The 16,939-nt window shown below is 50.2% G+C and carries 15 protein-coding genes; 5 read left to right on the plus strand and 10 right to left on the minus strand.

The window, feature by feature from the left end:
* The first annotated feature begins 27 nt into the window (after nucleotides 1-27).
* The gene (locus GU926_RS00005; protein ID WP_160687795.1) at nucleotides 28-564 is read left to right on the plus strand and encodes a YceI family protein; all 537 of its coding nucleotides are present in this window, start codon (nucleotides 28-30) and stop codon (nucleotides 562-564) included.
* 172 nt (nucleotides 565-736) lie between these two features.
* Here GU926_RS00005 and GU926_RS00010 read toward each other — a convergent pair whose 3' ends face one another.
* The 3 genes from GU926_RS00010 to GU926_RS00020 all read right to left on the minus strand — a co-directional run bounded on the left by GU926_RS00010 (nucleotide 737) and on the right by GU926_RS00020 (nucleotide 3,304).
* Complete coding sequence (locus GU926_RS00010) at nucleotides 737-1,357, minus strand: hypothetical protein (RefSeq protein ID WP_160687797.1); 621 nt, start codon at nucleotides 1,355-1,357, stop codon at nucleotides 737-739.
* 78 nt (nucleotides 1,358-1,435) lie between these two features.
* Nucleotides 1,436-1,717 (minus strand): GNAT family N-acetyltransferase, encoded by a 282-nt coding sequence (locus GU926_RS00015; protein ID WP_160687799.1) that lies wholly within the window; start codon nucleotides 1,715-1,717, stop codon nucleotides 1,436-1,438.
* 123 nt (nucleotides 1,718-1,840) lie between these two features.
* Nucleotides 1,841-3,304 carry a M48 family metalloprotease gene (locus tag GU926_RS00020; protein WP_160687801.1) on the minus strand — a complete coding sequence of 488 codons (1,464 nt, stop codon included), beginning with the start codon at nucleotides 3,302-3,304 and terminating at the stop codon, nucleotides 1,841-1,843.
* A gap of 347 nt (nucleotides 3,305-3,651) precedes the next feature.
* On the opposite strand from GU926_RS00020, the gene hutU reads away from it, so the two are divergent.
* From hutU to hutG, 3 genes are all read left to right on the plus strand, one after another.
* On the plus strand, nucleotides 3,652-5,364 hold the full coding sequence (hutU, locus tag GU926_RS00025; RefSeq protein WP_160687803.1) for a urocanate hydratase: 1,713 nt from the start codon (nucleotides 3,652-3,654) through the stop codon (nucleotides 5,362-5,364).
* Nucleotides 5,365-5,478: 114 nt separating this feature from the next.
* Nucleotides 5,479-6,726, plus strand: a complete 1,248-nt coding sequence (hutI, locus tag GU926_RS00030; RefSeq protein ID WP_160687805.1) for an imidazolonepropionase — start codon at nucleotides 5,479-5,481, stop codon at nucleotides 6,724-6,726.
* A 459-nt stretch (nucleotides 6,727-7,185) separates the two neighbouring features.
* Nucleotides 7,186-8,163: a formimidoylglutamase gene (gene hutG / locus GU926_RS00035; protein ID WP_160687807.1), complete on the plus strand. Its 978-nt coding sequence runs from the start codon at nucleotides 7,186-7,188 to the stop codon at nucleotides 8,161-8,163.
* Here hutG and GU926_RS00040 read toward each other — a convergent pair.
* From GU926_RS00040 to GU926_RS00070, 7 genes are all read right to left on the minus strand, one after another.
* Nucleotides 8,147-8,905, minus strand: a complete 759-nt coding sequence (locus tag GU926_RS00040) for an EcsC family protein (RefSeq protein ID WP_160687809.1) — start codon at nucleotides 8,903-8,905, stop codon at nucleotides 8,147-8,149. The genes hutG and GU926_RS00040 overlap by 17 nt on opposite strands.
* 39 nt (nucleotides 8,906-8,944) lie before the next feature.
* Entirely contained in the window at nucleotides 8,945-9,376 is a 432-nt protein-coding gene (locus GU926_RS00045) for a hypothetical protein (protein ID WP_160687811.1), read from the minus strand.
* Nucleotides 9,377-9,605: 229 nt separating this feature from the next.
* Entirely contained in the window at nucleotides 9,606-10,769 is a 1,164-nt protein-coding gene (rluF, locus tag GU926_RS18545) for a 23S rRNA pseudouridine(2604) synthase RluF (protein ID WP_160687813.1), read from the minus strand.
* 47 nt (nucleotides 10,770-10,816) lie between these two features.
* Nucleotides 10,817-11,038 (minus strand): VF530 family protein, encoded by a 222-nt coding sequence (locus GU926_RS00055; RefSeq protein WP_160687815.1) that lies wholly within the window; start codon nucleotides 11,036-11,038, stop codon nucleotides 10,817-10,819.
* A 254-nt stretch (nucleotides 11,039-11,292) separates the two neighbouring features.
* A complete protein-coding gene (locus tag GU926_RS00060; protein WP_160687817.1) occupies nucleotides 11,293-11,838 on the minus strand; it encodes a hypothetical protein in 546 nt (181 codons plus the stop codon).
* 7 nt (nucleotides 11,839-11,845) lie between these two features.
* Nucleotides 11,846-12,667 carry a Cof-type HAD-IIB family hydrolase gene (locus tag GU926_RS00065; RefSeq protein ID WP_160687819.1) on the minus strand — a complete coding sequence of 274 codons (822 nt, stop codon included), beginning with the start codon at nucleotides 12,665-12,667 and terminating at the stop codon, nucleotides 11,846-11,848.
* A 699-nt stretch (nucleotides 12,668-13,366) separates the two neighbouring features.
* Nucleotides 13,367-15,970 carry a M1 family metallopeptidase gene (locus GU926_RS00070; protein WP_160687821.1) on the minus strand — a complete coding sequence of 868 codons (2,604 nt, stop codon included), beginning with the start codon at nucleotides 15,968-15,970 and terminating at the stop codon, nucleotides 13,367-13,369.
* 386 nt (nucleotides 15,971-16,356) lie between these two features.
* On the opposite strand from GU926_RS00070, the gene yjjX reads away from it, so the two are divergent.
* Complete coding sequence (gene yjjX / locus GU926_RS00075; RefSeq protein ID WP_160687824.1) at nucleotides 16,357-16,926, plus strand: inosine/xanthosine triphosphatase; 570 nt, start codon at nucleotides 16,357-16,359, stop codon at nucleotides 16,924-16,926.
* Nucleotides 16,927-16,939 lie beyond the last annotated feature (13 nt).

Genomic DNA, 16,939 nt, shown 5'->3' on the forward strand with positions numbered 1-16,939 from the left:
CGAAACATTCACCTTAATCTACAAACTATGGCAGCAATTAAATGGGCGGTTGACCCTATGCACTCAGAGGTGCAGTTCAAAGTAAAGCACTTGATGATCACTACCGTGACCGGTTATTTCCAGACGTTCAACGTGGAAGTGGAGACGGAGAGTGACGACTTCGCTACCGCGTCCAGCATCCTGTTCACCGCCGATGTCAACTCCATCAACACCAACAACGAGCAACGCGACACGCACCTAAAATCAGCGGATTTCTTTGACACCGATACGCACGGCCAGATAAAGTTTGTGGGCAACCGCTATGAAAAGCTAGGCGATGACCGCGCCAAGCTGCACGGCAACCTCACCATCAAAGGCACCACCAAGCCAGTGACCGTAGACGTGGAGTTTGGGGGCATTGTGGTAGACCCGTACGGGCAGACCAAAGCCGGTTTCACGGTAAACGGCAAGATCAGCCGTAAAGAGTTCGGCCTCACCTGGAACGCCGTCACCGAAGCCGGCAGCGTAGTAGTAGCCGATGAAATCAAACTTCTCGCCGAAATCCAACTGGTGAAACAAGCCTAAGCACCTTCTTCTTAAACAACGCAGCAGCCCGGCTTTTCTATAGGAGGCGGGCTGCTGCGTTTTAGGGCCTTCCATGAGACATACGGACGTTGGTGCCATGGGCGATAGAACTTCTACCAGAAACCATTTGGCTTAGCGTAACAGCATGAATCTCTTATGCTTTAGGCAAACCCTAGTCTTTCAAATGCACCAGGTATTTGGTGAGGTTGCCCCATTGGATGGCCTGGAAGCCTGCCCAGCCGCCGGTGGAGATGACGGTGTTAAGGAGAGGGCGGTCACCGGCTTCCTGGCCGTGGTTGTTGGCTACTTCGTTTTGGCCAATCTCGCAGGCCAGCAGGGTGTTACCTTGGCGGGCTACCAGAAAGGTGCTGGTGGCTTCTTCGGTGAAGAAGTGTTCTGTCTTGCCGGCTGGCTGTGCTGGTTTCTGAGGATTTTGACTGGGCTGTACCACAAACTTGGCCAGGTTTTCTTCCTCGGTCACGTCCACCACTTTCACCCAGTTCTCAATGGTGCTGGCCGGTAGAATGATCTTGATGAAATCTCCCACGGTGGGCTTTCTGCTGATGTCTCTCTGGCCCTGCGCGTTGTAAAGTTCAAAGGTAGAGGTGATGCCCGTCATGTCTGACCAACCCTCTATGTTGAATAGCTTTTCCCGGGCTTCGGCAAAAGCCTGAATGGCGCTTTCTTCGTCTGGGAAGGTATTCTCACTTTGGAAGAACTTGTCCTTGGAGTCTTCGCCCAGCACGGCTTTAAATTCTTTCTTTATCTTATCAAACAGTTCTGTTACGCCCATAGCTTGTTTGGTTTTTTGGTGGTTTGAGGAAATCGTTTTTGGGCAGTTTTCTGGGAAATAGGCCAAAAACGAGTGAAATTATTCTTTCATCAGGGATTGGTATTCGGGGTGCCGCTGCACGTAGGCTTCCACCACCGGGCAGGACGGTATGAACTGGTAGCCTTGCGCTTGCACAAAGTCCAGTCCGGCTTTCACCAATTGGTCTGCCAGGCCCTGGTTGCGGTACGCTTCGGGGATAAAGGTGTAGTCCAGGTCCAACACTTTTTCTTCTGGGTAGGTGTAGGTCATCTCGGCTTCTTCATCGCCTAAGGGCGCGTAAAACCTGAAATCTTCCTGGTCATGCACAATGTCTAGTTTCATGGGCTGTTAGAAAATGCGGACTAGTTTGTACGTGCCTGTTTATGAAAAGTCTCTTCGTTTTTGGCCTGTTTTCTGGAAAAAAGGCCAAAAACGAAGAGACTGGTAAAGAAGTGAATAAACCGATTACTTGGCCACTATCTTGATCATGGTGCCGGCGGCCAGTTGGTCTTTGAGCTGCATGCCGTTCAAGATGGCTATTTCTTCCTGGCGCTTGGTGGGCACGTTGTAGCTGGTCAAGGCTTGGGCCAGGGTAGATGCCTTGCTCAAAGTTTTCACGCGCACGCGTTCAGGCTGGCGGTTGAGTTTGTCTGGATCTGAGAGCGTCCTGAAGTTCTGCATGGTATTGGAGAACGTGGGCGCGTAGGCATTGAAGTCATTTGCTGAAGTCACCCCGAACATACCGTAAATGTTGCCTCCGTACTGGATGAGGTAGATCATGGCGCGCACCGGAACCTGCTCTTGCTGCTGTTGCTGGGCCTCTTGCGACGGTTTCTGGTCAGCCACAATGGCAATGGCTGGCAGGCCGTTCACCGTCACGCTTCTAGACTCCAGGGGCTGCAACTGGTATTTGGTCACCACTTCCTGGGCGGCCGCTTCCAGAGCCGTGCCCGGTACCAGCGTCAGGAACATGAGGGCTTTTCCGTCTTTGGGTGCCATCTGTACTTGTTGCGGCGTGTTTTGGTACTGCCAGGCCTGCGGAATTGGGAACTGGAATTTAAGTTCTGGGTGGTAGAATACCTGATTCTCCACGAAGCCTTGTTTTGGGTCCTCGCCGTAAATGATGCCGTCAATGAGTTTCAGGAAGTTGTTGCGGTTCACCTTTAAGGGCGTGTTGACCTGCTGTTTCCATTGGGCGGCCAGTTGTTTCACGGTAGAATAGCGGTCGCCGGGGTTAGGGTGGGTAGACAAGAAATCCGGAATCTCCTGCGCGCCGGCCTGGGCGCTGCTGCGTTGCAGGGTCAGGAAGAAGTCGGCCATTTCAGTGGCGTCATAGCCTATCTTGGTAGAATACTCCACACCTAGCTCATCACTTTGCCGCTCAGCATCCCTCCCGAATTTCAGGAACAAGAGACTTGCGCCCTGTGATAAGGTCTGGCCCATGTTGGCCAACGTAGGACTGAAGATCATGCCTCCAATCAAGAGTCCCTGCGTGAGGGTGGCCTTGCTCTGCTGCGCCGCCGAGTGCCGGGCCGTCACGTGGCCAATCTCGTGGCCCAGTACGCCCGCAAACTGTGCCTCATTGTTCAGGTGCGCCATAATACCCCGCGTGAAATACACGTAGCCGCCCGGCACGGCGAAGGCATTGATCACTTCAGAATCCAGCACCCTGAAGGTATACTTGAGATTGCTTCTATGCGAGACGGCGGCCATCTGCTGCCCCTTCTCCTGGATGAAGCGCTGCATTTCGGGGTCATTGTACAGGCCAAACTGCGCCACAATCTGCGGATCTGCCTCCTGGCCCATGGCAATTTCCTGTTCCTCTGAGATGAGCATCACTTCTTTCTTGCCAGTGACCGGGTTGGTGGCGCAGGAATTGAACAACAGGAGCACTGCCAGGGCACTGCTGTAGAATATGTTCTTTTTCATAGTTGGGTAGTGTTAGGGGTTGCATTGCCCAGAAGCGGTTACGCTTCTATAAGTGCAATATTTCTCTTGCAACGGCTGGTGGGGCTTTAGGTTGCATGAGGGGGTTTACTAGATCCGTAACGGCTTTTTTGGAACTGGTTTCATGCGTTTATTCCTGCAAAAGAGGAGTGGGGTCTTGCTTAATTTCAACTTGTCTGCTTACTGCTCAAGCTGAAATCAGGATTGAAAGTGCAACTGGAGGGCTAGGCTATAAGGAAACTTGACGGATTTTCTAAGTACAAATGGTCCAGAGACTGGCAGAATTTCGCTAATTTCCACCACTCATTTGCGTTTTAACCCTTGCTCACATGGAACTTGTAAATGCCCCAGCACCCGCTGTCTACTCTAACCTCACGGTAGAAGAATTCATCCAGAAATACGCCACCCACCCGGTCTACACGCCGCCCACCGGCCCAGAACTGAACGCCAAAAACTGGCAGTCAGAATCTGCGTTGCGCATGTTCTTGAACAACCTTACCGCCGAGGTAGCCGAGGATCCAGAGAAGTTGGTGGTGTACGGTGGTATTGGTCAGGCTGCACGCACACCAGCAGACGCCCGCAAGATTGTGGAGTTGTTGCTGACCCTGGAAGAAGATGAAAGTCTGCTGGTGCAGAGTGGTAAACCGGTGGGCAAGATACGGTCGCACTCCGAGGCACCACGCGTGCTGATTGCCAATAGCAACCTGGTGCCGCATTGGGCTACATGGGAGCACTTCAACAACCTGCGTGACCGCGGCTTGATGATGTACGGCCAGATGACTGCCGGAAGCTGGATTTACATTGGCACTCAGGGCATTCTGCAAGGCACCTATGAGACCTTTGCGGCCTGCGGAAGAATCCACTTTGGCGGTGACCTGCGCAACAGGTTAGTAGTGACCGGCGGACTAGGCGGCATGGGCGGGGCTCAGCCTCTGGCGGCCACCATTGCCGGTGCCACCTTTCTGGGCGTGGACATTGACCCTGAGCGCATCAAAAAGCGCCTGGAGACCCGCTACATTGACAAGATGACCTATGACTACCACGAGGCCATGCGGCTGGTGCTGGCGGCGCAAGCCAAAGGTGAAGCCATCTCCGTGGGCTTGGTTGGTGACATTGGCGATGTGCTGGAACGCATGATTCAGGATAACATCACCCCAGATGTGTTGACAGACCAAACCTCGGCGCATGACCCCATCAACGGCTATGTGCCTAATGGACTGACTTTGGTAGAAGCCAGAAGATTACGAGAAGAAGACCCAGCCGCCTATAAAGAGAAATCCCTGAAAAGCATGGCCCGCCACGTGCACTTTATGCTGGAACTGAAAAAGCGCGGTGCCAGAACCTTCGACTACGGCAACAACCTGCGGGAATTTGCCATGCAGGGTGGCGAGAAGGACGCGTTCCAGATTCAGGGCTTCGTGCCCGAGTACATGCGCCCGCTCTTCTGCGAAGGGAAAGGTCCGTTCAGATGGGCCGCTTTGTCAGGAGACCCGGAGGATATCAGAGTAACCGATGAGGCCTTGAAAGAACTCTTCCCTGAGAACACGCACATGATTAACTGGCTGGAGCAGGCGCAGGAGAAAGTAGCGTTCCAGGGCCTGCCTTGCCGTATATGCTGGTTGGGTATGGGCGAGCGCGAAAAAGCCGGATTGATGTTCAATCAACTGGTGCGCGAAGGCAAAGTGAAGGCGCCTATCGTGATTGGCCGTGACCATTTGGACTGCGGTTCGGTGGCCTCGCCGTACCGTGAGACCGAAGGCATGCTGGATGGTTCTGACGCCGTGTCTGACTGGCCATTGCTCAACTTGATGGCCAACACCAGCGGTGGCGCTACCTGGGTGTCTTTCCACCATGGCGGCGGCGTAGGCATTGGCTATTCTCAGCATGCGGGCATGGTGATTCTGGCAGACGGCACAGACCGCGCCGACCGTTGCCTGAGCCGCGTCCTCTACAATGACCCTGCCATGGGTATCTTCCGTCACGCAGACGCCGGCTATGAAACTGCCCAGAAGAACGCTGAGAAATTCGGCTTAAACATATAAGGAATGCTAGTTTAGTAGCCTTTCCGTTTTTGGCCTGTTTTCATCAAATCAGGCCAAAAACGGAAAGGCTTTTTACATGAACCGCTGTTTTGCAAACGCTCTAATTCTAACACTATGTCCACAGCTTCTTTCCTATTAATAGGGCCTTTCACTCAAGTAGTGACCATGGCCGATTTGCCTTTGACTGGTCCTTTGCTGGATGAAGCCTTGCCTATTGAAGAACAAGCTGGGGTATTAGTGCAGAATGGGAAGATTGTACGGGTGGATGCCTTCGCCTATTTGCTCCCAGAGGCTGAAGCAAATGGTTATGCCATTCAATGGATAGAGGAGCCCATGGTATTGTTGCCCGGCCTGATTGACGCGCACACGCACCTCTGCTATGCCGGGTCCAGAGCCAAGGACTACGCCCTACGCATTGCCGGTAAAAGCTACCTGGAAATCGCGCGTAGCGGCGGTGGTATTCTGGACACCGTCCGGAAAACCAGAAAGGCCAGCCAGGCAGAACTTGAACAAAGCCTGTTGCAACGCTGTCAGAGGCATTTACAGGAAGGTGTTACCACCTGTGAAGTTAAGAGTGGTTATGGCTTGAATCTGGAAGATGAATTGAAGATGCTTCGGGCTATCCAAAATGTGAGCCAACAACAGCCCTTGGAGTTGGTGCCTACTTGTCTGGCCGCCCACATGGTTCCGCCCGAATTTGAAGATGGTGCCACTTACCTGAAGCATGTGCTAAAAGTTTTGTTGCCCCAGGTAAAAGCAGAAGGCTTGGCCAACCGCGTGGACATCTTCATTGAAGACACCGCCTTTGACGAAGCTGATGCCTTACGATATCTGAAAGACGCCCAGGAACTAGGATTTGACATCACCGTTCACGCCGACCAGTTTTCTACCGGCGGCACGGAAGTAGCCGCCCACGTACACGCTGCCAGCGCCGACCACCTGGAGGCCAGCGGCGAAGAAGAAATCCACCTCATGAAAAAGGCAGGCGTAGTAGCCACCGTTTTGCCGGGCGCCTCGGTGGGCCTAGGCATGCACTATGCACCCGCCCGTAAAATGCTAGACGCCGGCCTCTGCGTCGCCATCGCCACCGACTGGAACCCCGGCTCAGCGCCCATGGGGGACTTACTTCTGCAATCCGCCTTATTAGGTGCCGCCCAAAAGCTCACCATGGCCGAAACCTGGGCTGGCATCACCTACCGCGCCGCCCACGCCCTTCGCCTTACAGACAGAGGCACCTTGGTAACTGGTCAATTGGCAGATATGATTGCCTTCAATACAGATGATTACCGCGAGATTCTGTACATGCAGGGAAAGCTAAAGCCCAGTGTGGTTTGGAAGCGGGGAGATTTGATTAAGAATTAAGAATTACCTTGGACTAACCCCACTCTTCATATTTGTCATCCTGAAAGGATCTTGGTAGCAAGCTATAAAGGCGTGTGACTAAGCGCAGATTCTCCCATTGAGGATTGCCCGAACGAGAGTTTGAGGCACCGAGCGAAGTTCTGTAGAGGGGTTTTTACATTATAAGATAAATTAAAAATAAGATGGAAATGCGTGGGAGATAAGGCAGTGCCTGGTCTCTACAAAGGAAATTTGTGTTAAGTAGTAATAGCACTTAGTCAAATGCCATTACAGCTTTCTACTAAGATCCTTTCAGGATGACAAAAGTGGGGGAGCCGGTTTTGCTTGTAAGCAGATATTTAGTCAAACTACTGACTGATATTGGCCTGATTTCCAAGAAAAAGGCCAAAAACGACCAAACGTCAAGTAAACTTAATTTAATTTCATCCAACCCAAGTAATTTAACCATTACAAAACCTCATGTACAAACCCATAGACGCCCAAACCTGGAAAGGAAGAGTAGATGCCGCAGACGGTGAGTTGGGCTTACGCTGGCATCAGATGATGCAATTGCTCAGGTTGTCGCCGGAACAGGAATTGCCGCAAGTGGCACCGGGCAGGTGTGGGTTTGCGTTCCTGGGGTTCTGCTGTGATGAAGGCGTGCGCCGGAACCAGGGCAGGGTAGGAGCCGCCAGTGCACCGCCTTTGATTCGGCAGGCCATGGCTTCTTTTGCCAATCACCTACCAAGCAATGCTTCATTGGCTGACGCGGGGGATGTACTGGTGCTCAATCAGTATTTGGAGGAGGCGCAAGTGCAGTTGGGCAAGAAGGTGCAGGCCTTGCAGGAGCATGGGTACAAGACCATTGTTTTAGGAGGCGGGCATGAAACCGCTTATGGGCATTTTCTGGGTTTGCAATCTGCGTTAGAGGAAGAGGAGACGCTGGGTATCATCAACTTTGATGCGCATTTTGACTTGCGCAGTTACTCGAATCAGCCTAGTTCTGGCACGCCGTTTTTGCAGATAGCAGACGCCTTAGAGAAGCAGAACAAAGACTTTAACTACCTCTGTCTGGGCATTCAGGAATATGGCAACACGCGGGCTTTATTCAACACCGCCCAAAACCTATGCGCAGAATATGTACTGGCGCAAGACCTGCATGCCATCAACGCTGAGGCATTAAAATCACAGATTCAAACCTTCTTAAGCAAGATAGACAAAGTTTATGTGAGTATTGATTTGGACGTCTTCGCGGCGGCGTATGCGCCAGGAGTGAGTGCGCCGGCGGCCATGGGCGTTCAGCCAGACATTGTGCTGTTGCTTTTGCAGGATATTATGAAATCAGAAAAGGTGCTGAGCCTGGACGTGGTGGAGCTGAATCCGCAATTTGACATAGACAGCAGAACGGCCAAGTTAGCCGCCTCGCTCATCTACCACAGCATTATGAATTGGCGCTAGTAAACGCGGGCAAGTGCAGGGTTTCTTTGTAGCGCATGCGGTAAGCGTTGAGCGCCGTGGTGCCCAGTTTCTGCAACAACATATAATTGGCTACTGCGCCTACAGGTGCACCAATGATGGGAATTAACTGCGCCATCTTGGCTAGGTCAATGTAGTCTCGGTATTCTTGCTGGAAGGTGCGCCAGTCAAAGTCGTTAATGTCCTCGGGTAGGTGCTGTTTCTGGGTTTCCCAATCCACCATTTGCAAATACACTTCGCGGCGGTGCTGGTGACTACTGAACGCCAGCTGGAAGATGTGCAATAGATACACCCGCTCCCGGTAGTCGCGCACGTCAAACCCCGACAGGCTTCCAATCTCAAACAACAGTTTCAGTTTCAAACTCAGCAACAGCGGGAAGTCCGCTAGGCCCAAGAGAATTCCACCGGCTCCGGTGATGCCTCCCTCGGCGGCGGCGGTCTTTTTGTAGAACTCAATACGCTCTATCACTGCGGCCTCCTGGGCTTGCAAACTGGAATAGGAAACCGGCGGCCGGGACGTAATCTTCGCCCCGAACAGCACGGCTTTTATCATTTGCCTCAAGGTGGTGGTAATGCCCTTGTGGACCTTCTCCGGAATGAAACTGTTTACCTTCTTTTGGAAACGGGCCGCCAGCTGGTTGATGATGGTAGGCCGACGGAGCATCTGCTCCTGCCACGCCCGCAGTTCATGCATAACCTGTTGTTCATACTGGTGGTGTTCCATTTCCATTGAATTTCTTTGAGTTTACAGCAGGCCCATCCCTCAAAATGCCGCTTGTATTTGTGAAGTTTGATTAGTTGCTAGTTCAATTCTAAATTCCAAAATCTTATGGCCTGTGTCGCAATTCAATTGGAGTTGGTTTTCTTCTAAAACTTTCATCTCCCAAATGACCGCAGGAACCTGAGTTTTTAACTCAGTGATGGTAAGATGTATGGTATCCAAATACAAAAGCTTTGAGTCAGCGCTTTTGGTAGAGTCCCATTGCTGGAGGAATATGCCGTCTTTATAGTGAAAGAACCAGTCTCCAAATGTTTTACCATCAAACTCATGGAATGGTGGCTCACTTTTAACTGAAAAATAGCCCGGTCCGAATCGAATCTCACCTTCAAATTTTTGGAAAAGTTTGATGGAATTCATTTCAGTCAAAAATGTCCATTGCTCTATTATACTGGAATTAGTCAACTGGGCTTTCATCCAGAGCTTTTCTTCCTTAGTCTTTGAAAAGCTTTAGTAGAGCGAGAGGATACTTGCAGGAATCATTAGAAAAAGTCCTCCTAGCAGGATTAATGGAGAGAGTAAAAGAGACAAAAAGTGAAAGGAGAAGCTTTTTAAACTTCTCCTTTCCTGTGGCTTACTAACTATGCCCGCTTCTTTTACTTTTATTTGACTCAACTATTTCTAGCTAAAGATAAAGTCTGATTATCTATTTACTGCGTTTTCCGCCCCGGGTACCCGCGGTGCGTTTAGCTGGTCCAGATGCTTTAGACTTGCGGTTGGCCGCCGATTTAGGATTACCCGAATTAGCCAATGGTCTTGACCCGGTTTTGGTAGGCGCCGCGCTTTTTGGTCCTCTGGTTGAAGCAGGCTTTGGTTTGCCGGTGGCCTCTGCCTTCGGTTTGCCAGCGACTGTGCCGGAACCGGTTTTCTTGGCCGGATACTTGGCCTTGCGCTCAAAGTATTCGCGTTTTACCTCGCCGGGCAGGGTGCGCTTGTGCTCAGACGCCGGAAGCGACTGCTGGGGCTTGGCATAGTGAACCTTCACGCCAAATTCTTCTTCTTCACGCAGGTCTGAGAAGTCGTTTTCGGCTTCTTCGGCGGCCTGTTTGGCAGAGGTTCTGGTCTTGGCAGAGGCTTCTTCGGTTTTAGAAGAATCGGCCACGGCCTCCAGCAGACCTTTCATCTCGTCTGGAGTCAAATGACGCCAGTGACCGGTTGGCAAATCGGCTAGCTTCACGTTCATGATGCGCGTACGCTTCAAGCTGGTGGCTTTGTATTCAAGGGCTTCGCACATGCGGCGTACCTGGCGGTTCCAGCCTTGGGTAAGCACAATGGTAAAGCTTTTGATGCCGCGTTTCTGCACGAAGCATTTCTTGGTCACGCCTTCAAACAAGCGCACGCCGTTGCTCATCTTGGCAATGAACTCATCGGTCACGGGCTTGTCTACCGTCACAAAGTACTCCTTGTCATGGTTATTGTCGGCGCGCAGAATTTTGTTCACCAAATCCCCGTCATTGGTCAGGAAAATAAGCCCTTCTGTAGGGTTGTCCAAACGCCCGATGGGGAAGATGCGCTTGGGGTAGCCAATAAAATCAATGATGTTGGTCTTATCCTTCGGGTCTGTGGTAGAGGTCACGCCGGCCGGCTTGTTAAAGGCCAATACAATGGGACGGTCCGTCGGTTTTTTAGACTTAATGGTCTCGCCATCCACGGCCACAACGTCGCCAGGGCGTACCATAGCGCCCATCTTCGGCATGTTTTCGTTAATGGTCACACGACCTTCTTCAATGTAGCGGTCGGCTTCTCTTCTAGAGCAGAAACCCGAGTCACTGATGTATTTATTTAAGCGTACTTGTTCGTCTTTTGACATGATGCTGTGATTCTTGGGTGATAGAATACTACGCGGGTAAATCCCAATTACTTGCCGCCGAAGGTTTTGACATACAGGTATTCCACCTTTGTACGAGCCCAAGGCGTCTTGCGGAGAAACTTGAGGCTGGATTGGATGCTGGGGTCACTGACAAAACAGTTAATCCTGATGCGGTCGCCCAGCTTCTCCCAACCGTAGTGGTCTACCAACTGAGTCAGAATGGCTTCCAAGGTTTTTCCGTGAAGGGGATTGTTCTTCTGTGTTTCCACGCGCTTCTTCTATGATGATGTTTGTGACAATAGCTCCGAGGCAAGACCAGTAGTAACCTTCTTGAACAGAAGCTTTCTAGTCTGTACTCAACAATTCAGAATTTTGATGCGCACTGAAGCAAGACGCAAAGGTACCAACATTTGCGCGGACTACAGGATTTAATTGAGAAGGAAAGGAGAGTAGCCGTTTTCGGGCTATTTTCTGGAAATCAGCCCAAAAACAGTCAATTGGTTTTCAAGAAGAAATGGGTTTGTTAGTTCAAAGTGTTATCGTTTGCCTGATTCTCCTTGTTCCACATTTCCTGTATACCATCCCACCATTGCGTTGCCCATTGTTTAAGCTTATGTAAAGGTAACGGCTCACCTAAGCTTTTAAAAAGCATGTAATCCTTTGCTGTAAAGGCCAATTCACCTCCTGCTATACCTTTAGAATTGTTACAGTTTAAGATGAAGGAGTCAGGTTCAAATAAAGTGAAATTTTGAATCTCAAGGCCTAAGTTACTTATGGTTCGGGTGTCACTTGTGGTTTTCCTGATTGTCTCTCTTAATGCGGTAGGTTTTAATTTAGTCACTTCATCATTTTTGAAAACGAAGTAATCGCACTTTAACTCCCTACAACCAATAAGGTCTAGTTTTATTTGGTAGTCCATGATAGGAGGGATCCACACTTCACCCCATGGAATTACAAGCTCAAGAGTTAAAACATCTCCAATTTTCTTCACGCTGATTATTTCAAAATCGTGAAACATTGAAAACAGTTCTTCTATTTCTTGTTGCTCATTTCCTTTTAGAGAACACATAAGGAAGTTAAAAGCAGTATTTCTCTACGGCCACGGCGACGCCGTCTTCAACGCTTTTCAAAGTCACTTCGTTGGCGACGGCTTTCACCTCATCGCGGGCGTTGGCCACGGCTATGCCCAGACCCACTTCCTGTAGCATGTGAATGTCATTGTAATTGTCCCCGAAGGCAATGACCTCAGACAGTTGAATGCCGTGTTTCTGCAAGATTAACTCCAATCCCGAGGCTTTGGAAATGGCTTTCGGCGCCAATTCCAGGTACGTGTTTTTGGAGCGGTAAATGTGAATCTCCTCGCCAAACTGCTCATTCAAGGCTTGCTCTATTGCGTGTATTTCTTCCTCGGGGCCCATGAGCATGATTTTGTGCGCGCCAGAGTTGGCCTCATTCCATTTTTCTAGTACTTGGGCTGGGTGTTGAAGGATGGCTTTCACCTTGGTTATTTTCTCTTCGCGCTCCGTCCATTGGTCCATCTGCGGGGCATACCAGAAATCCTCTTGGTACAAGCTCATGTGCACCTGCGTGCCCTGCGTCATCTCCAGAATAGGCTGACAGATAGCCACCGGAATCATCACCGTTTCTAGGACTTCCGGCGTGTGGGTGCCTTCGTCATAATGCAGGACATACCCACCGTTGTAGCAAATGAGCGACGAAGGGTGCACGCCCAATTCCTTCTGCAAGTGGTACATGGCGCTGGGCATGCGGCTAGAAGCCAGAATCACCGGAAAATCTTTGGGCAAGCGCTGTAGGGTAGCAATTGTTTTAGGTGACAGTTCCCGGTCTTTGTTCAAAAGGGTACCGTCAATGTCAGTGCAGAAGGCTTTCAAAATCATAGGGCAAAGGTACTAAAGCGGAATCTATAGCCCATTCTTTTTTAAAATGTTAAGGTCGCGTGCCTGATTTCCAAAAAGGTATAAGCAATATATAGTGATGACTACAAAGCCAATCGTTAAGAGGGTACCCAATTGTTTCTTAGCCTTTGATTCGTTCTCTAGCTTTTCTACTATCTGTAGATACCTGCCATTTTTTAAGAAATACAGATAGTTGACAAACACAAAAGCTGCCAAAAGTAGAATCACATTGAGAGGAGTTTCTAAATGCAAATTTGGGAAGAATCTTACTTTGACGTAGCTGTAAGCACTAACAGCGTTGATAAAACACAGAAATGATAAAAACATGAGGGCAGAGAACTCTGGCGTTCTCTTAGTCTTTACCCAATAGGTAAACAAAAGAAGGTTATAAAACAGGTAATTGTATAGGTGGAGCATTATTATTCAAGTCTTGGGTTTTACTTTCCCTCTTGGTCTTTCAGGAAATTAATCTTTCCCTTGGTCTGTCCCCTGACAGACCAACTCTAAAACAGCCAAAATGTTGGTCTGTCAGGGGACAGACCAAGGGAGTAGTAAATTTTTATAACGCCAACCCTATCATCCAAATCTTCTTTCTCATAGAGAAGGACTGACGTTGATTCGTTTTTGGCCTGTTTTCTAGAAAACAGACCAAAAACGAAATACCAGAACTTGCCTCAATCTCTACTTACTCTCCTTCAACAACTTCTCCGCCCTAAACAAACCATCTGCGGCTTGTTGAATCTTGGCTTTCAGTTTTGGGTTATATTCTGGATTTTGGGCTAAAAACGAACGCACCGTATTTGCTGCAGAGGTGGTGCCGTAAGACCCGAAGGTAGCCGAAAGCCAGCCATAAGGGAAAAATATATCACCGGTCTGTTGAATCTCAGTGAGCAGATTAAGGCTCTCAGCCAAATACTTTTCTGAAGTTGCCGTACGCAAAGGATGGTGCAGATAGCCCAGCGCTGACAAGACCCAGGATTCTTTCTCGCGGTTTTCTGGGTTCTTCAAAGAAGCAAAGAACGCATCCCGCACTTTCACATCACCAGACAAGGCCGGAAGCAGGAATTGCATGCGCTGTTTGCGGTCTGGGTTGGGAATGCGGCTCATCTGCTGTTGCAAAATCTCAGCGCTATTTGGATAGTCCCGTACGGCTAAAGCTAAAGCCAAGGATGTGTAGTCGTCTTCGGTGAGTTTAGCACCTTCGGGGGCTTGTTCCTCTTTCCAGATTTGATAAAGTTGCTGTTGGGCTTCCTTGGTCAGGGCAATGCTCTGGTAGGTTTTAAACAGCAGTTTTTTGAAGTTGGGTTTGGCCTGTTTCTGCACGGCCTGCACCAGTTCCTTCTCCAGTTCTGGGGCTAGTTTGTTTCTTTCTGCCGAAGACAAGAAGCGCCAGTAGATGTCGCTTAGTTGGCCGGTCATCAGCTTTAGATTCAGTTCTTCGGGCTCTTGTGCCAAGCCTTTTCTATAGGCATCCAGCAATTGGCGCGGCGTCACTGACCTGCCGTTGAGCATGTTCTCATATAGGTTAATGTACGCCGAGGCTCTCTCTACCGGGCTCTTCAAGCTGTACATAGAACTCAACAGCTTGGCATCTACCGGAAACACGCCATAACCCTGACCCGTGCTATTGAACAGCACAAACAAGGGACCGGCTTTCCCGACGGCGGCGGGTACGGTGACTTGCGCTTGATTGGCATTCACGGTTAGTTGCTCCACGCGATTTGGGTACACCAAGGCCACCTCAAAAAACTGGGGCCATACGCGGGCCGACCCGTCTTCACCTTTCTGAGAGATGCGCAGTTCGGTGATAGCACCGTTGGCGGTTTTTAAGTTATAGTCAAAGACAGGCCGGCCAGGCTCATTCACCCAAACCTGGTTCCAAGCCTGAAGGTCTTGCGGGGTGAGCGCGTCTAGAATCTGGATGAGCTCTGGCCAGGTGGCGTTGCCGTTGGCGTAAGTTTTCAAGTACTGGCGCAAGCCCTGCTTGAACAGCTCTTCGCCCATGAGGCGCTCCAATTGGCGCATCATAATGGGCGCCTTGTGGTAAATGATGTTGCCGTACATAGAGCCCGCGTCCTGCAGGTTGTCCAAGTTCTGGCGGATGGGGTTAGCGCCTGCCGTGCGGTCAATGCCGTAGGCCGCCGGGAAATGGTCGGTTAAAAATTTAAGGTCATAATTGGCGTTGGCCACCGCCACCTGCGTAATTTTATCGGCCATGAAATTGGCGAAGACTTCTTTCATCCAGACGTCATTGAACCACTCCATGGTCACCAAATCCCCGAACCACATGTGCGCCGTCTCATGCGCGAGTAAACTGGAGCGGGAAATCTTTTGGTCCTGCGTAGCACCCTCGTCCAAGAAGAGAGTAGAGGCCTTGTATTGGATGGCGCCCACGTGCTCCATGCCGCCGTACTGAAAGTCTGGGATGGCTACAAAATCAAACTTCTGGAACGGGTATTTTATCTGCGTGTAGTCTTCCATGAAGGCTAACGCGTCTCCGTGAATCTGGAAGATAGGCTCCAAGCTTAATTTCAATTTCTTTTGGTCTGTTTCGCGGTGCAGAAAATGCATGGTGCGGCCCTTTACCGCTTGGCTCACGTGCTGGAATTTTCCGACGGCAAATGAGAACAGATAGGTACTGATGGTATCTGACTTCTGAAACCGATAGGTCTTGTCATTGGCCGTCACCGTCGAGTCCAGCAAGGCACCGTTAGCTAAGGCTTTCCAGTTTTTGGGCAGGGTCAAGGTCAGCTCAAAAGTGGCCTTCAGGTCAGGTTGGTCGAAGCAAGGGAAGACGGTCCGGGCGCGGTCGGGTACCAGGAGCGTGTAGAGGTAGTCTTCGTTTCTGTTCAAAGACAAATCACCGGCAATGAAGGCAATCTCCACCTGGTTCTGGCCGGTTTTCAGGGCTTTGGCCGGAAGCACGATATGCTCTTTGGTAATGCTGACCAGCACTGGCTTGCCGTTTACCTTCACGCTTTTGAGATGATCAGCCTTCTCCTTGAAATCCAATTGCAGGTCATCAGCGGTATTCTTGAGCACAAAACTGATCTTTTCTGTGGCGGCAATGGGCGCTTGCTTCTGCGCGGGAATGGTCAGATGCAGATTGTAGGATAGGTTCTGAAGGACGGCGCGCCGGTGCTCTGCTAACTTTTTAGAGACACCGGTTTCAACGTCACCTGCTTTAGTCTCTGGGCCCATCTTAAAAGAACTACAAGAAATGGAAGCCGTCACCGTGAAGAGGAGCAAGCCATTCCGAAGGGTTTTGATATATTTATGTTTCATGCCATGCTAAAGCTACGAACTTATAGGGTGAAATCCTTTCAGAGAGAGTGTACATGAAAACGCTAGTGATAGAACGCTTGGTTTTTAAGCTCTTATCTGAGAAATAGGCCAAAAACGAAGTTACCTACCGCAAGTTTCCAACTTGTGGTTCCTGTGCCGCAAGTTTGTAAACTTGCTTTAATGATTGCTCCAAGTTGATAACTTGAAGCAGGGTTTGCTAAATAGGATACTGCCATCTTTCCCTTTTGTCATTCTGAAAGGATCTTGGTGGCCAGCTTGACAAACGCTTGAGTAAACATCATTACAGCTGGCCCACAAGGTCCTTTCAGGAGGACAAAAGAGAGTGAATTTGTAAAGGAAAATCGCTGAACAACATTAGACTAACCATGAGTCTCTTTAATAAACCCACTTTGAAAGTTGTAGTCGCCTCGGGCAACCCCGTGAAAGTAAGCGCGGCTTTGGCCGGAATGCAAAAGATGATGCCAGGCGCCTCCATCGAAACCGTCTCCGTGTCTGTGCCCTCTGGCGTAGCCGACCAACCCATGACCGATGAAGAGACGCTGGCCGGTGCGCTCAACCGCGTACAGAATGCCAAAGAAGCAAACCCGCTGGCAGACGCGTGGGTAGGCATTGAGGGCGGAGTAGACTATTTGCAGGGAGAGCTGGCCACCTTCGCGTGGGTAGTCATCCAGACCGAAGACCTGGTAGGCAAGGCCCGTTCTGGTACTTTCTTTTTACCCAAAACCGTACAAGAACTGGTGGAACAAGGACTAGAACTCGGCAAAGCCAACGACCAGATTTTTTCCCGCATCAACTCCAAGCAGAAAGGCGGCGCCATTGGCATTTTAACGGATGAGGTGCTGGACAGAAAACAACTCTATGAACAGGCGGTGGTGCTGGCCTTGGTTCCGCACAAGAACCGGGAATTGTATTTGCCTGAAACGGCCAATCCTTAATTTGAACTTCTAC

It is taken from the genome of Nibribacter ruber, from assembly GCF_009913235.1.
GTDB classification, from domain to species: domain Bacteria; phylum Bacteroidota; class Bacteroidia; order Cytophagales; family Hymenobacteraceae; genus Nibribacter; species Nibribacter ruber.

Bases quoted from the DNA above. Each gene is read 5' to 3' on its own strand.
- GU926_RS00005 (WP_160687795.1), top strand. From the start codon at position 28: ATGGCAGCAATTAAATGGGCGGTTGACCCTATGCACTCAGAGGTGCAG.
- GU926_RS00010 (WP_160687797.1), bottom strand. From the start codon at position 1,357: ATGGGCGTAACAGAACTGTTTGATAAGATAAAGAAAGAATTTAAAGCC.
- GU926_RS00015 (WP_160687799.1), bottom strand. From the start codon at position 1,717: ATGAAACTAGACATTGTGCATGACCAGGAAGATTTCAGGTTTTACGCG.
- GU926_RS00020 (WP_160687801.1), bottom strand. From the start codon at position 3,304: ATGAAAAAGAACATATTCTACAGCAGTGCCCTGGCAGTGCTCCTGTTG.
- hutU (WP_160687803.1), top strand. From the start codon at position 3,652: ATGGAACTTGTAAATGCCCCAGCACCCGCTGTCTACTCTAACCTCACG.
- hutI (WP_160687805.1), top strand. From the start codon at position 5,479: ATGTCCACAGCTTCTTTCCTATTAATAGGGCCTTTCACTCAAGTAGTG.
- hutG (WP_160687807.1), top strand. From the start codon at position 7,186: ATGTACAAACCCATAGACGCCCAAACCTGGAAAGGAAGAGTAGATGCC.
- GU926_RS00040 (WP_160687809.1), bottom strand. From the start codon at position 8,905: ATGGAACACCACCAGTATGAACAACAGGTTATGCATGAACTGCGGGCG.
- GU926_RS00045 (WP_160687811.1), bottom strand. From the start codon at position 9,376: ATGAAAGCCCAGTTGACTAATTCCAGTATAATAGAGCAATGGACATTT.
- rluF (WP_160687813.1), bottom strand. From the start codon at position 10,769: ATGTCAAAAGACGAACAAGTACGCTTAAATAAATACATCAGTGACTCG.
- GU926_RS00060 (WP_160687817.1), bottom strand. From the start codon at position 11,838: ATGTGTTCTCTAAAAGGAAATGAGCAACAAGAAATAGAAGAACTGTTT.
- GU926_RS00065 (WP_160687819.1), bottom strand. From the start codon at position 12,667: ATGATTTTGAAAGCCTTCTGCACTGACATTGACGGTACCCTTTTGAAC.
- GU926_RS00070 (WP_160687821.1), bottom strand. From the start codon at position 15,970: ATGAAACATAAATATATCAAAACCCTTCGGAATGGCTTGCTCCTCTTC.
- yjjX (WP_160687824.1), top strand. From the start codon at position 16,357: ATGAGTCTCTTTAATAAACCCACTTTGAAAGTTGTAGTCGCCTCGGGC.